9 protein-coding genes and 1 tRNA gene are annotated in these 14,613 nt (G+C 30.5%); 9 read left to right on the top strand and 1 reads right to left on the bottom strand.

The genetic code is table 11. The features are described from left to right. The 4 genes from HMPREF9129_RS11785 to HMPREF9129_RS09445 form a co-directional block, all read left to right on the top strand. The coding region (locus tag HMPREF9129_RS11785; RefSeq protein WP_040553077.1) for a PD-(D/E)XK nuclease family protein at positions 1–1,288 on the top strand (1,288 nt) is incomplete at its 5' end. Then, complete coding sequence (locus tag HMPREF9129_RS09455) at positions 1,249–1,818, top strand: PD-(D/E)XK nuclease family protein (RefSeq protein WP_083827206.1); 570 nt, start codon at positions 1,249–1,251, stop codon at positions 1,816–1,818. The genes HMPREF9129_RS11785 and HMPREF9129_RS09455, both read left to right, overlap by 40 nt. Position 1,819: 1 nt before the next feature. Continuing rightward, entirely contained in the window at positions 1,820–4,834 is a 3,015-nt protein-coding gene (locus tag HMPREF9129_RS09450; RefSeq protein WP_004822992.1) for a UvrD-helicase domain-containing protein, read from the top strand. Between the two features lie 75 nt (positions 4,835–4,909). After that, positions 4,910–6,253 (top strand): butyryl-CoA:acetate CoA-transferase, encoded by a 1,344-nt coding sequence (locus HMPREF9129_RS09445; protein ID WP_004822990.1) that lies wholly within the window; start codon positions 4,910–4,912, stop codon positions 6,251–6,253. Between the two features lie 91 nt (positions 6,254–6,344). Here HMPREF9129_RS09445 and HMPREF9129_RS09440 read toward each other — a convergent pair. Next, positions 6,345–6,418 (bottom strand) — tRNA-Cys (locus tag HMPREF9129_RS09440). Positions 6,419–6,898: 480 nt separating this feature from the next. Between HMPREF9129_RS09440 and HMPREF9129_RS09435 the strand changes: the two genes are divergently transcribed. From HMPREF9129_RS09435 to HMPREF9129_RS11780, 5 genes are all read left to right on the top strand, one after another. Beyond that, positions 6,899–8,299, top strand: a complete 1,401-nt coding sequence (locus HMPREF9129_RS09435; RefSeq protein ID WP_004822988.1) for a uracil-xanthine permease family protein — start codon at positions 6,899–6,901, stop codon at positions 8,297–8,299. Between the two features lie 153 nt (positions 8,300–8,452). Continuing rightward, positions 8,453–9,475 carry a phenylalanine--tRNA ligase subunit alpha gene (gene pheS, locus HMPREF9129_RS09430; RefSeq protein ID WP_004822985.1) on the top strand — a complete coding sequence of 341 codons (1,023 nt, stop codon included), beginning with the start codon at positions 8,453–8,455 and terminating at the stop codon, positions 9,473–9,475. A gap of 12 nt (positions 9,476–9,487) precedes the next feature. Then, the gene (gene pheT, locus HMPREF9129_RS09425; protein WP_004822984.1) at positions 9,488–11,872 is read left to right on the top strand and encodes a phenylalanine--tRNA ligase subunit beta; all 2,385 of its coding nucleotides are present in this window, start codon (positions 9,488–9,490) and stop codon (positions 11,870–11,872) included. A 10-nt stretch (positions 11,873–11,882) separates the two neighbouring features. Next, positions 11,883–12,422, top strand: coding sequence for a cell division protein ZapA (locus HMPREF9129_RS09420; protein WP_004822981.1), 540 nt, complete (start codon positions 11,883–11,885; stop codon positions 12,420–12,422). After that, positions 12,412–14,613: U32 family peptidase (locus tag HMPREF9129_RS11780; protein WP_004822980.1), on the top strand; the 2,202-nt coding region annotated here is incomplete at its 3' end. The genes HMPREF9129_RS09420 and HMPREF9129_RS11780, both read left to right, overlap by 11 nt.

Raw genomic sequence — 14,613 nt, 5'->3', positions numbered from 1 at the left:
ACAATTAGAAAATATTGAAAACCTAAAACTAAATTATATTTCTACAAAAGTAAATGAAATAAAAATTGTCGAGGAATTTAAAATTCTAATAGATTATATTTTAGAGCAGAACAGGGGAAATTTAATTAGAAGATTAAATTTGAACTATTTTAAAATAAATTCTTCAGATGAAAAGTTGATTTCTGAAATTTCAAAGATAGAATTTAAAGATTTAAATAGCTTAATTAATAATACACAGACTGAGATATCTGCGGAAATAGACTTGACACAATTTTTGGCAACTCTTGAGGAACTTAAAATTGATATAAAATCAAGAGATACTTTTGAAAATTATTCAGATATATTTTTATCATTTTTAGAAAACACTAAAGAGTCAATTGAAAATTTCTATGGTATGTTAAATGATATTGAAGTTTATAAAAATGATTTAAACACATTAAATTCAATTGTTTTGGTATTAAATAATTTAAAAGAATATGGTGAACATTTTGGAATGGTTTCTGTCAAAGAATACACTGAGTTATTAATTGAATATTTAGATAGAATATCTTTTGAAAATAGAGACCCTTTTAAATCAAAAGTATTTAGTTTAGACGGAAGTTTAAAATATAACTTTGAAAATTTGTATATAACGTCATTTAATGAGAATTTTCCAAACTATAGAAGTGGGAATTTCATGATTGAAACTCAATTTGAATTTTTAAAACAAATAGGGTTTGAAGTAGAAAATGAAGATGAAATTTATCAAAGGGAACTTTTGAAATTTTTAATAGCTATTTCTTCATCTGAAAATACAGTGATTTTTAAAGATGAAGAAAATCTTTCAGCTTATTCTTTTATGTTGAATTTAGATAAAGTTGTAGAAGATAGGATATCAACGATGTCAGAGCTATTCTCAAATGTTATTTTAGAATCTAAAAAAGAAATTTCTGAAAATTATTTAGACATGTATCAATCTAAAAGAGATATTGAAGATATTATAATGAGAATTTTTGAAGAAAGGTTGAGGAATTTACAAGATAACAAGGTGACATTATCTGGAAATGCCAAAGATATTTTAAAATCAAAAATTGAAAAACGTGGTCTTAAAGTAAGTGATTTAGATAGTTGGGTTAGGTCTCCATATAGTTTTTTATATTTAGAATTGGTAGGATTAAAAGATATTTTGAAAGAACCTGAAAAAATTAATATGCAAATGGGAACTGATTTTCACAAGATTCTTGAAAGATATTTTAGAAAATATGATACATTAGACCAAAAAAACTGGAAGAAATTGTTGAACCAATAACAAATAATAGTGATTTTCCACAACTCAGAAAGAAAATTTATTGTGCCATTTTAAGTGAATATATAAAGGTTGATTTAGAAAATAGAGATGGATTTAGACCTAAAGAATTTGAAATGCCATTTATCATAAAAATTGGAAATATAGACTTGAGTGGAAGAATTGATAGAGTGGACCAAAGTGTTGATGGAAAAATAATTGTAACAGATTATAAACTTTCTTCAGCTCCCGGTTTTGAAAAACAAGGTACAGAAGTTTTTCAAATTCCAATATATATGAGCTTTTTTGAAGGGGCTTGTGTGGAAGGTAAGTATGGATTTATAAAGGGGGCAAAAGTGTCTCATGTTATAAGAAATATTGATGAAATTGGAAAAATAAAAGGGGCTAGGAATCAACTCAGCACAGAAGAATTTAAAGATAAATTACAAGAGTCATTGGACAATGCTTTAAAAGTCATATATTTAATGTACAATGGAATTTTTGATAAGTGGGACGATGTAGATAGCAGGATTTCTGATTTGGCAAGGAGTTAAAATGGAACTTAATGCAATACAAAAAGCAGCGGCTGAAAATATTGATGATGATATAGTTTTAATGGCGGGAGCTGGAACTGGGAAAACTCAAGTCTTAACTAATAGATTTTTAAATATTTTAAAAAGTGGCGAAGATATAGAAAATATTTTGGCTATAACTTTCACTAAAAAAGCAGCGGCTGAAATGAAGTTGAAAATAAAAAGAGCTCTTTTAAATTCTAATGACCCAATGTTGCGAGAAAGGCAAAAATACATTTCAAAAGCTTCTATATATACGATACACGGGTTTTGTTCAGAATTGATTTCAAAATATCCGATAAATGTTGGTATTGACCCGGAGTATAAGGTTATTGAAAGTCAGGACTCGACAAAACTACTTGAAAATTCAATAAAACACGTATTGAATAAAAATATAGATGATTTACATGATTTGATGTTTGAAACAAAGAATGTAACGGTTGAATTTTTAGAGTCTGAATTGATGGGAATGTATTGTGATATAAAGAATTTGGGCTATACATTTGAAAAAGTAAGAGAAAATACTGAGAAGACCTTAGAATCATTACAAGAATTAGATTTTTCGAAGCTGATTGAGTTATTAAATGAATATTTAGATGGAATGGTAAGGCGAAATAAGTTTAAAGATTTTACAGAGCAAGAAGAATATATCAAATTTTTAAATGAGCCTACTATAGATTTCTTAGAAGAGATTAAAAATAATTTAGGTACAAGCACTAAGCAAGCTGAATTGATAGAAGAAATAAAAGAAGAGATTCTAAAGCTGCAGATGCACCTTGAGTTAGAAAATGTTAATTATATTAATTTAGTTTTAAAATTAATCTCGGAAATTGATGAAGAATATAGACAAGCAAAAGACAATATGAATGCTTTAGATTATGATGATTTACAAGAATATGCTATAAAAGTTTTAGAAACTGTAAAGCTAAATTATAAATATGTTATGGTTGATGAGTTTCAGGATACAAATCATATTCAAACTAAGATTTTAGACATATTAAAAGAAAAAAATAAAGATTTAAATTTATTCGTAGTTGGAGACCCGAAACAATCGATATATTCTTTTAGAGGAGGTTCAATTCAAACTTATAGAGATTATATAAGGAAGATGCAAAGTTGTGGAGCTAAGGCATTCGAACTATCAGAAAACTACAGAAGCTCAAAAAAATTAATCGAGTCGTACAATATTCTGTTTAAAAGTTTAATGGGAGATGAGTACTCTAATTTAAATCACAATGTTGAGGGTGAAGAAAAGTTTAAAATACTTGAATCAGAAGATGAAGTAAAATCTGTTGCAGACTATGTCGAAAGTTTAATTGACTCAGGTGTTCCTCAAGGAGAGATAGCTTTAATATACAGAAAAAAGAAGAATATGGAATCTATGGAGAGAGAACTTGTAAAGAGAAATATAGAGGTTTCTAACACAGCCACTAGGTTTTATAAAAATAGAGAAATACAGGACTTAATTATAACTTTAAAAGCTATCTATAATTCAGAGGATATAATTAGTTATTTGAGTTATTTAAAAACCCCTGAAGTTGGATTAAGTGAAAATGCAATATTTTTATTGGCTAATGAATATGTAGAATATAGAGAATGGGGAGAAGATTTCTTGAATCTTTTATCTGATTCAGATCGAGAAAAATTTAGTGTGGCAGTGGATAAGTTAGAAAAGTTAAGAGAGTATTCAAAAGTTCTAAGTATATCTAGTTTAGTGGAAAAAATTATATTGGAATTGGATTTTTATGAGATTGCATATTATTTCAAAGGAGAAACAGGAATAAAGAATTTAAAGCAATTAATTATGTATGCTATAAATTATGAATGTGCGTACTCATCAAATATATTAGACTTTTTAGCTCATATAGAGGATTTAGAAATTGAACAAGAACCATCAAGCACGGCTGTTAATCTCATAACTACACACAAATCAAAGGGGTTAGAATATGACTATGTAATACTTATGGATGGTGACCAGCCATATAAGATGAGAAATGGTAATTCATTATTCCAAATTGGAGAAATGGGAATAGGAGTAAATATAGAAGGAAGAAATTCTATATTTAAAATTAATAAGAGAGAAAATGAGTTAAGACAATTAGAAGAAGAACTTAGGATATTTTATGTTGCGTGTACAAGAGCAAAGAAAGTTTTGGTTTTTGCATACAATAGTAATTTGGCGAAAATACCGGATAAAACATATAAAAAACTTTTATTTGAATCAGAATTGAATGAATTTGATTATTTAGACCTTGAAGTTAAGAATAAAAAGAGAAGAGTTGAAAGTTTTATATCTAAGCAAAAATCAGATGATAAACTAAGTTTGTATAAAAAAACATTGATAAGAGATAATTATTATTCAAAAACAGGAATATCTGAATACTATTCAGTTTCTCAATATATGCTATATAGAGAAGATAAAGATTTATACTTTAAAAGATATGTGCTAGACAATGATGCGCAACTCAATTTAGGAGGAAGTATAGGGCAGATAGATCCTATAATAAAAGGGAATATAATTCATAAATATGCTGAAAAACCTAAAGAAAATATAGATTTATTTATAGAAGGTGAGCTTCAACGATATGGAATAGAATATGAAATTGAAAATATTTTAGAACTTAAAGAGTTGATAGAATACTATAATAAAAATTCTAATGAGGCAATTCATAAAGAGTGGGAATTTTATTTAAGTATTGAGAATGCTATAATACATGGATTTATAGATGAAGTAAGGAGCACAGAAAATGGAATAGAAATTATAGATATAAAGACTGGTAGAATGAATAAGAAAAAAATTGAACACTATTCTTCTCAACTTCAAATATACTCTTATGCATATTCAAAGATAACTGGTAATAAAGTAAACTCTGCAAAGTTATTTTCTTTAGCTGACAAAAGAGAATATATTATAGATATAAGTGAAGAAATATTGGAAGAAAGAATTTTAGATTTTAAAAGATTCGTGGAAGAAGTACAAAATTCGAATAAAATATGAAATTTATGTTGTATATAAGGGTATAAAGGAAATAGTTTAAGGAAAACATTTAATTTTAATTTAACGGAGGATTTTATGGATTTTAAAAAAGAATATCAAGATAAACTGATTTCTGCTGAAAAAGCAGCTTCATTTGTTAAAAGTGGAGACACTATTGATTTTGCTTGGGCAGCTCAAACTCCAGTTGCAATAGACAAGGCACTTGCTAAACGTGCAGGAGAACTTGAAAACGTAGTTGTAATGGGCGGTGTTTTGATGGGGGTTCCCGAAATTTTTAATGCAGACCCTGAAGGAAATGCTTTTATTTGGAAAACTTGGCATGCAGGTGGAGCTGATAGAAATAGAATCAATAAAACTGATGCGGGATTTTACGCACCACTTAGATATTCAGAATTGCCAAGATGGTACAGAGAAAACATTGATTTAAATATTGCATATCTTGCAACTACACCTATGGATAAACACGGATATTTCAACTTTGGGTTAAATGCTTCTCATTTAAAAGCAGCTATTGAAGTTGCTGATTTAGTAGTTGTGGAAGTAAATGAAAATTTACCGGTAGCTTTGGGCGGAGTTGAAAATGTAGTTCATATTTCTGAAGTGGATTATATAGTAGAAGGAGAAAATCCTGATATTAAAGAACTTCCAGCTGGATCTTTCGGTGATGTAGATAAAAAAGTAGCAGAACTTATAGTTGGAGAAATGGTAGATGGAAGTTGTATACAACTTGGTATAGGTGGTATGCCTAATGCAGTAGGTTCTCTATTAGCACAAAGTGACTTAAAAGATTTAGGAGTTCATACAGAGATGTTAGTAGATGCTTTTGTAGATCTTGCAAACGCGGGTAAAATTACAGGAGCTAGAAAGAATATAGATAGATATAGACAAACTTATGCATTTGCTGCAGGTACTAAAAAGTTATATGACTTTGTAGACAATAACCCATCTTGTATGGCTTCAACAGTTGGATACACAAATGATGCGAGAGTTATAGCTCAATTGGATAACTTTGTTTCCATAAACAATGCAGTAAACGTGGATTTATTTGGACAGGTTTCTTCTGAATCATCTGGATTTAGACATATCTCAGGAGCTGGAGGACAACTTGACTTTGTGCTTGGAGCTTATTTATCCAAAGGTGGAAAGAGTTTCATCTGTCTTTCATCTAAATTCTATAACAAGAAAGAAGATAAAGAAGAATCAAGAATTGTATTGAATTTTGAGCCGGGAACAATTATAACTGCAGCAAGACCTAACACACACTATATTGTAACTGAGCACGGAATTTTTAACTGTAAGGGGAAATCAACCTGGGAAAGAGCTGAAGGAATTATCAACTTAGCTTCTCCTGAATTTAGAGAAGACTTGATAAAGCAAGCTGAAAAAGCTGGAATTTGGAGAAAATCAAATAGAAAATAAATTAAAAGTGACCATTGGTCGCTTTTAATATTTAATATTAAAAGAATATATAAGTAAAATACCCACGATATTAATATCGTGGGTATTTTCATGGAGGCGACAGCCAGATTCGAACTGGCGATAAGGGTGTTGCAGACCCGTGCCTTACCACTTGGCTATGTCGCCGAATACTTTAATAATGTTAACATAGTTTGAAATGTTTTTCAAGAAGAAAATTTCATTTTATTAATTTACTTCACTTAGAAAACACTTTATCAAAATTGATGTTGTAAAATATGAAAAAAAATTGTATAATAACGAAGTAAATGAAAATATTTTCTAAAGGCGACATACGTTTTCAATGTTCCGAATAGCTGAGGGTATGGATAGTAACTAAGTACATGATCCAAATTTGAGTTATAGACATATGTTTTTTAACTTTAGGACATTTTACCAATGGTAAAATAAAGAAATTTATTTAGGTTGAAGGAAAAGCTTTTACATATTCAAGACATCCTATGTGTTATGCGTTAGATTTGATAGGTTGTGCGGATTTGCTAAATATTAAGTAGGTAATATTTTACCACGCTATTATAAATGTATTTAATTTGATATACGGCAAAGGCTTTTCTTGAGATAAAATTAAATTAAGATTAGGAGAGAGTTATGGAAAAAAACGTAAACAGATTAAGCGATAAAGAGCTTATCTACCAGTTAGAGGGAAAACCAAGTTTAAAAGTTGCATTTCCTATTGGTTTTCAACACGTACTTGCAATGTTTGCAGGGAATTTAGCGCCAGTTTTAATATTAATAGGTGTTTTGGGATTAAATGGCACTGAACTGAGTTTGAGAATGATTCAATGTGCTATGTTTGTTTCGGGACTTACAACATTTATTCAACTTTACCCAATTAAGATAGGTAAATTTCAAATAGGGGCGGGTCTGCCTATAGTTATGGGAACATCTTTTGCATTTGTGTCTACAGCGGCTTCAATTGGAGGAGAGTATTCTAGTTTTGGACCTGAATATGCACTTTCAGTAGTATTAGGAGCTGCTTGTTTGGGAAGTATGGTAGAAGTAATAATAGGTTTATTCTATAAACAAGTAAAAGGTTTATTCCCACCTTTGGTTGTAGGTAGTGTACTTATCACAATGGGTGTAAAACTTTTAGGAGTTGGTGTAAATTATTTCGCAGGTGGAGTAGGTGCTGAAGATTTTGGATCAGCTAAAAACTTAGCTTTAGGATTTTTAGTATTTTTTGTAATCACTTTCTTACAAAGATTTGGGAAGGGAATGTGGAAAATATCTTCTATACTTGTTGGATTAATAATCGGATACATAGTAGCTGCGTTTATTGGTAAAGTTGATTTCACACCTGTAATGAATGCCAATGTAGTTGGAGCTCCACTTCCTATAATCAAACCATGGGAATTGAAATTCCCTCTAGGAGCTGTAGTAAGTTTTGCTACAATTTACATTGTTTCAGGTCTTGAAACAATAGGTAACTCAAATGGTATAACAATTGCAGGATTTAATAGAGAAGCAACAGCTGAAGAAACTTCAGGAGCTATCTTAGCGGATGCACTTGGTTCAACAGTTGCAGTTCTTTTCAATGCACTTCCTAATACAGCTTTTGGTCAAAATGCTGGTATAGTTGCTATGACTAAAGTAGTAAATAAATGGTGCGTTGCTATGGGAGCTTTTGTTCTTATGGCTTCAGCTTTCCTTCCTAAAGTAGGTATGTTATTTAACATTATGCCTAACAGTGTTTTAGGGGGAGCGGTTATAACTGTATTTTCTATGATCATGATTAATGGTATTAAGATGATTACTAAAGCTGGATTTAGCGATAGAAATATAATCGTTTTAGGAATTACATTTGGATTAGGTCTTGGACTTGGTTCTCACCCAGAAGCACTTGTAGGACTTCCTCCAATGTTCCAATTTATATTTAAAGATACTGTTGCTTGTGTTTGTATTATTTCTATTCTTGCAAACATAATATTCCCTCCAACAAAAGAGGATAAAGAAATGGCTGAACAAATGATCAAAGAAGGCGACAATTAAAAAGATTAAGTGAGCAGTGGTAAAATCCGCTGCTTATTTTTATGTCATATTTTATTTTTGAGTTTGTATTATGGATACTTACTTAGCTTAAATTGATATGTATGCTTGAAAATGCTATAATACAATGATAGGTACAATGGATCGGAGGATGTAATGAAAGAAAAATTATTAGACATAAAAGCAAGAGTCCAAAGTGAATTAAATGAAATTCAAGATTTAAAAGAATTGGACCAATTAAGAGTTAAATATCTTGGTAAAAAAGGCGAAATCACTGCAGTGATGAAAGAAATGGGTAATCTTTCTGCAGAGGAAAGACCAATTATAGGAGCACTTGCAAATGAAGTGAGAACTGAAATAGAAAGTAGCTTACAAGATAAAATTAGTACATTAAAAAATAAGGAATTATTGGAAAAATTAGAAAGTGAAAGAATAGACATAACTCTAAACAAAGAACCTCTTTTAGTGGGTCATGAGCATCCTCTTATAAAGACTATTGAAGAGCTTGAAGATTTATTTATAACTATGGGATTTATGGTTATAGATGGTCCTGAAGTAGAGTCTGTTGCAAATAACTTTGACCTTTTAAATGCTCCAATGGACCACCCTTCAAGAGATTTATCAGATACTTTTTATATCGATGATAAGACGGTTTTAAGAACTCAAACATCACCGGTTCAAATAAGAGCTATGAAAGAATATGGAGCGCCACTTAGAATGGTTTGTTCAGGAAGAGTTTTTAGGTCTGATGAAGTAGATGCTACACACTCTCCTATGTTCCACCAATTAGAAGGACTCATTATCGACGAGAAAATTTCTATGGCTAATTTATTTGAAACACTAAATATATTCGTTAAGACACTATTTGGAGACGAAATAAAGACAAGATTTAGACCACACTATTTCCCATTTACTGAACCTTCAGCCGAAGTTGATGTAACATGTACTGTGTGCGGTGGTAAAGGTTGCCCAAGTTGTCACAATACCGGTTGGTCTATGGAACTTTTAGGTTGTGGTATGGTACATCCAAATGTGCTTAGAAATTGCGGTATTGATCCTGAAAAATATTCTGGATTTGCATTTGGAATGGGAATAGACAGAATTGCAATGATAAAGTACAAGTTGAACGATATAAGATTGTTATTTGAAAATGACAATAGATTCTTGAATCAATTTTAGTGGAGGCTTTAAATGTTTTTACCGGTTAAATGGTTAAGTGATTATATAGATTTAGATTTAGATATTAAGAAAGTTGCAGACGAGTTGAGTTTAACTGGTTCTCATGTAGAATCTATAATTAATAGAGCTGGAAACTTATCAAAAGTGGTAGTTGGAAAGATTTTAAAAATTGAAAAACACCCAAACGCAGATAAACTTGTTGTTTGTCAATTAGATGTGAAAGACGAAGTCATCCAAATAGTTACAGGAGCTCAAAATGTATTTGAAGGAGCTGTGGTTCCAGTGGCTTTACCGGGGGCTAGTCTAGCGGGTGGAGTTAAAATAGAAAAAGGCGAATTGAGAGGTGTTGAGTCAAATGGTATGTTATGTTCTTTAGAAGAACTTGGATACGACCAATCTGTTATTTCAAAAGAAGCTAAAGACGGTATATATATTTTTGATGAGCAAACAGAAATAGGTATTTCAGCAATAGAAGCTTTGGGATTAGATGGAGAAATTATAGAATTTGAAATAACTCCAAATAGACCGGATTGTCTTTCTATCATAGGAATGGCAAGAGAAACTAGCGCAACTTTTGACATACCTCTTAAGCTTGAAAAACCTCAAATAAAGAATGAAGTTGAAGATATTAATGAATATTTTGACGACATAACAATTGAAACTGAAAATTGTAAGAGATTTTATGCTAAGGTTTTAAAAGATGTTGAGATAAAACCGTCTCCTCTTTGGTTACAAAATCATCTTGTAGCTGCAGGAGTTAGACCTATAAACAACATAGTTGATTTGACTAATTTTGTAATGCTTGAATACGGTCAACCTCTTCATGCTTATGATTTGGATGATTTGAAGTCTAGAAAGATAGTAGTTAGACAAGCTAAAGATGATGAAGTTTTAAAAACTTTAGATGGAGAAGATAGAACTTTAAAGTCAGAAGATATTGTAATAACTGACGGAGAAAAAGCCATAGGTCTTGCTGGAATTATGGGAGGTTTTGATTCTGAAATAAAACCTACTACTAAGAGAGTTTTACTTGAAGGGGCTAATTTTGATAAGGCTTCAATCAGAAAGACTTCAAAAAGACTTGGTTTGAGAAGTGAAGCGTCTTCAAGATTTGAAAAAGGTGTTGACATCACATCTGCTAAACTTGCAGTTCAAAGAGTTTGTGAACTTGCAGAGGAAATCAAATTTGCAGATATTATAGCAGGAGAATTTGATATATATCCTGAAAAAGTTGAAGAGAAAAAAATAAAACTTAGAACTTCAAGAGTTAATAAGCTTATAGGAATGGAGTTTACTACTGAAGAAGTTTCTAAAATTTTAAATAGACTATTTATTGAAACTGAAGTTAAAGGAGAAGAACTTACAGCTACAATTCCCACTTTTAGATTAGACCTTGAGATAGAAGAAGATTTAATTGAGGAAATAGCAAGAATATATGGTTACCACAACATAAAAGCTAAACCGCTTGAAGGTAGCCTTTCAGTTGGTGGAAGGTCTGAACTTAGAATGCTTGAGAGAAGAGTCAAAAATGTTCTCTTGTCACTTGGATTTAATGAGTTTATGACTTATTCATTTGTAAGTCCTAAAAACTTCGATAAGTTGAATTTACATGAAGAAGATGAACTTAGAAATGTTGTAAAAATAATAAATCCTCTTGGCGAAGAATACAGCATTATGAGAACTACACTTACATCGAATATGATGGAAGTTCTTTCATACAATGCACATAGAGGAAATTTAAATGTAGCAGGATTTGAATTTGGAAATACTTTTATTCCAAAAGAAGGTCAAGAATTGCCTACAGAAGTAACTAAATTGTCAATAGGTTTTTATGATTTAGGAGATTTCTATTTTTTAAAAGAAGTTATAAGAAGAGCTCTATGGCAAATTGGAATTGAAAAATTTGAATTGAATAGAGCTAAGACAGAATTTTTACATCCTGGAGTTTCTGCAGAACTTTTTGTTGAAGGTGAAAGTATAGGATTCTTTGGAGAAGTTCACCCTATAGTTCTTGAAAATTATGATCTTAAAAAGAAATGCTATGTAGCAGAACTGGATTTTTATAAACTTTTAGATTTTGCTGAAGAAAATTATTTATTTAAGGAAATTCCAAAGTATCCATCTGTAAAGAGAGACTTGGCATTTATTATGGACAATGAAGTTCCAGCTTATGAAATAGAAAAAATAGCAAGAGAAAATGGTTCTGATTTACTTGAAGGATTCAAAGTATTTGATATATATAGATCAGAAGCTTTAGGAGCTGATAAAAAATCAATTGCGTTCTCGCTTATTTTTAGGTCTTTAAAGAAGACGTTGGTAGAAACTGAAGTAAGTGAAGTTACTGATAAAATTATCAAGGTCATCGAAGATAAATTTGATGCTACTTTAAGAGCTTAAGGAGGAATATATGAGCAGTGGAAAAGTAAAAGTTCAAATAGATGATATGAACTTCTATGTGGTTGGCGGCGAAGAACAAAAGGTTAGAAAATTTGCCGATGACTTAGACAAGAGAATTAAGATGGTACAAAATTCTAATTATAGACTAAACCAAGTCCAAGCACTAATTTTAACTGCTTTAAATATTCTTGAAGAAAAGGATAGAGAAGCAGATAAAATCAATAGTATACAAGAAGGATCTATTGAAGAAAAAAATTTGAATACTTTAAATGAACTTGAAGAGTTGAAAACTAAATTAGTTTCTTTAAGTGCTGAAAATGAAAAATTAAAAGATAGATATGATAAAAAACAAAAGGATTATGATTCTTTAGTAAATGAAAATCAAAAACTTATAGAAGATGCAAAACAGTTTAATTTGAAAATTAAAGAATGTACAGATGAAGTTGAAAAAATAAAATCTGAAAAGAATTCTTTGGAAGAGCAGATATTTGAGGCTCAAAAGAGAATTATAGATTTGAATAGAGAGATTGAAAGTTTAAATGATAGATAGAGTTGAGTTATTAGCTCCGGCAGGTGGTATGGAAAGCTTAATTTCCGCAGTCAAAGCCGGGGCTGATGCCATTTATTTAGGAACTGATAAATTTAGTGCGAGAGCGAAAGCTTTTAATTTTAATAGAGTAGAAATCAAGGCTGCTGTAGAATATGCTCACTTAAGAGGCGTTAAAATCTATGTAACAGCTAATATTTTATTGCTCGACAGCGAAATAGATGAAGCATTTAAATTGGTTGAATATTTAAATGAAATTGGAGTCGATGGAATAATAGTACAAGATATGGGCTTTGGAATTACAGTTGCAAAAAGTAATTTGCCTATAGAAGTCCATGCAAGTACTCAAATGGCAATAAATAATCTTTATGGGGCTAAGACTATAGAAAATTTTGGCTTTGAAAGAGTGGTATTGGCAAGAGAAACTTGTCTTGAAGATATGAGTTTGGTTAGTAAGAATACAAACTTAGATGTCGAAGGATTTGTTCATGGGGCTTTGTGTGTATCTTTTTCTGGAGAATGTTTGATGAGTTCCATGATAGGTGGAAGGTCAGGTAATCGTGGAGATTGTGCGCAGGCCTGTAGAAAGAGTTATAAGATAATAGGCTTGGACGGAAGAGAGTTTGAAAGTAAGTACTATATTTCTCCTAAGGACCTAAATTCTCTAAATACATTGGACACGCTTGTCGAAAATGGAATTTTTTCTTTGAAAATTGAAGGAAGAATGAAAAATCCTGAATATGTATATCAAGTTGTCAGTTCGTATAGAAAGGCAATAGATAACACACTCACAAAAATTGATAAAGATAATGTTGAACAAATTTTTAGCAGAGGGTTTACTTCAGGGCTTGCATTTGGAGAATTTGGTAAAGACTTTATAACTATTGAAAAACCAAGTAACAGAGGTAGAGAGATAGGGAAAGTTTTAAATGTAGGTAGAGATTTTGCTGAAATAGAATTATTTGATTCAATTTCTTGTGGAGATGGGATTGAAATATTTGATAAAAACAAAAGTTTTGGATTTAGAGCAGAAAAAGATTATCCAAAAGGCGTTAATAGATGGAGCCTATTAAAAAATTTAAATGCTACGGCAAAAATATATAGGAATTATTCTGAGGATTTAGATAGAGCTATAAAAGAAAATTTAAACAGAGATATCAAGTACAGAGATATTTCAATAGAAGTAAAGTTTAAAATTGGTCAAAAACCTAATATCAAGTTAAGAACAGATGATTTTACAGTTGAATATGAATCTGAGTATATTGTGGAGCAAGCTCAAAAGAAAGGTGTTTCAAGAGATAAGATAGCGGAAAATATCTCTAAGCTCGGCGGAACAGTATATAATTTAATAGATTTAAATTTAGAGATGGATGAAAATATTTTTATTCCAATATCAGAAATAAATAACTTGAGAAGAGCTGCTTTAGAAATTTTAGACGAAAAATATTTACATGACAGAAATGTAGAAAAGATAAGTTATAGTTTATATAAACCTAAAAAGAAATTTGAAAAGAATTTATCTGTAGAGATTTATTCTGTAGAGGATTTAAAAAAGATAAAAGATTTTGATGGTCTTAAAGTATGTATTCCAATTGATAGATTTAATAGAGAGATTGAAGAAGTAGCCATCAAAGAAAACGTAAAATTGAGCGGAGTATTTCAAAAGTTTCAATCTACAAGGGAACTTGAAGAGTCCTTGAAAATTTTAAAGTCTACAGAAGTTTTTGGCGAAGTGTATTTAAATAATTTATCTCAAATATCTCTTTTAAAAGATTTATCTATAGATAAAGTAGCTGATATAGGGCTAAATGTATTTAACAAGGTTACGATAAGTAATTTATTAGAAATGGGTTTTACAAGAATTTGTCTTTCTCCAGAACTCAACAAGGAACAGATAAGGGGAATAGCAAAGGATTATGGAGAGTATACAGAAGTAGTCTCTCATGGGTTGTTACCAGTTATGACAATGGTTCATTGTCCTATGTCTGTTAATCTTGGATGTTCAATAGATTCTAACTGTAAGGCTTGTAAATATTCAAAAGGATTTTATTTAGAAGATGCTAGGGGAGAGAAATTTTTAGTTGAAAGAAATTCTAATATTTCCGAAATATTTAACTCTCATCCTATTATGTTGTCTGATAAAATAAAAACTTACATGGATTATGGTATAAGAAGTTTTAAATTAAACTTAAGA

The organism is Peptoniphilus indolicus ATCC 29427 (assembly GCF_000227315.1).
Lineage (GTDB): Bacteria > Bacillota > Clostridia > Tissierellales > Peptoniphilaceae > Peptoniphilus > Peptoniphilus indolicus.
The sequence above is the reverse complement of the archived record's forward strand: the minus strand, read 5'-3'. Positions and strand labels throughout refer to the sequence as shown.

Bases quoted from the DNA above. Each gene is read 5' to 3' on its own strand.
- HMPREF9129_RS09450 (WP_004822992.1), top strand. From the start codon at position 1,820: ATGGAACTTAATGCAATACAAAAAGCAGCGGCTGAAAATATTGATGAT.
- HMPREF9129_RS09445 (WP_004822990.1), top strand. From the start codon at position 4,910: ATGGATTTTAAAAAAGAATATCAAGATAAACTGATTTCTGCTGAAAAA.
- HMPREF9129_RS09435 (WP_004822988.1), top strand. From the start codon at position 6,899: ATGGAAAAAAACGTAAACAGATTAAGCGATAAAGAGCTTATCTACCAG.
- pheS (WP_004822985.1), top strand. From the start codon at position 8,453: ATGAAAGAAAAATTATTAGACATAAAAGCAAGAGTCCAAAGTGAATTA.
- pheT (WP_004822984.1), top strand. From the start codon at position 9,488: ATGTTTTTACCGGTTAAATGGTTAAGTGATTATATAGATTTAGATTTA.
- HMPREF9129_RS09420 (WP_004822981.1), top strand. From the start codon at position 11,883: ATGAGCAGTGGAAAAGTAAAAGTTCAAATAGATGATATGAACTTCTAT.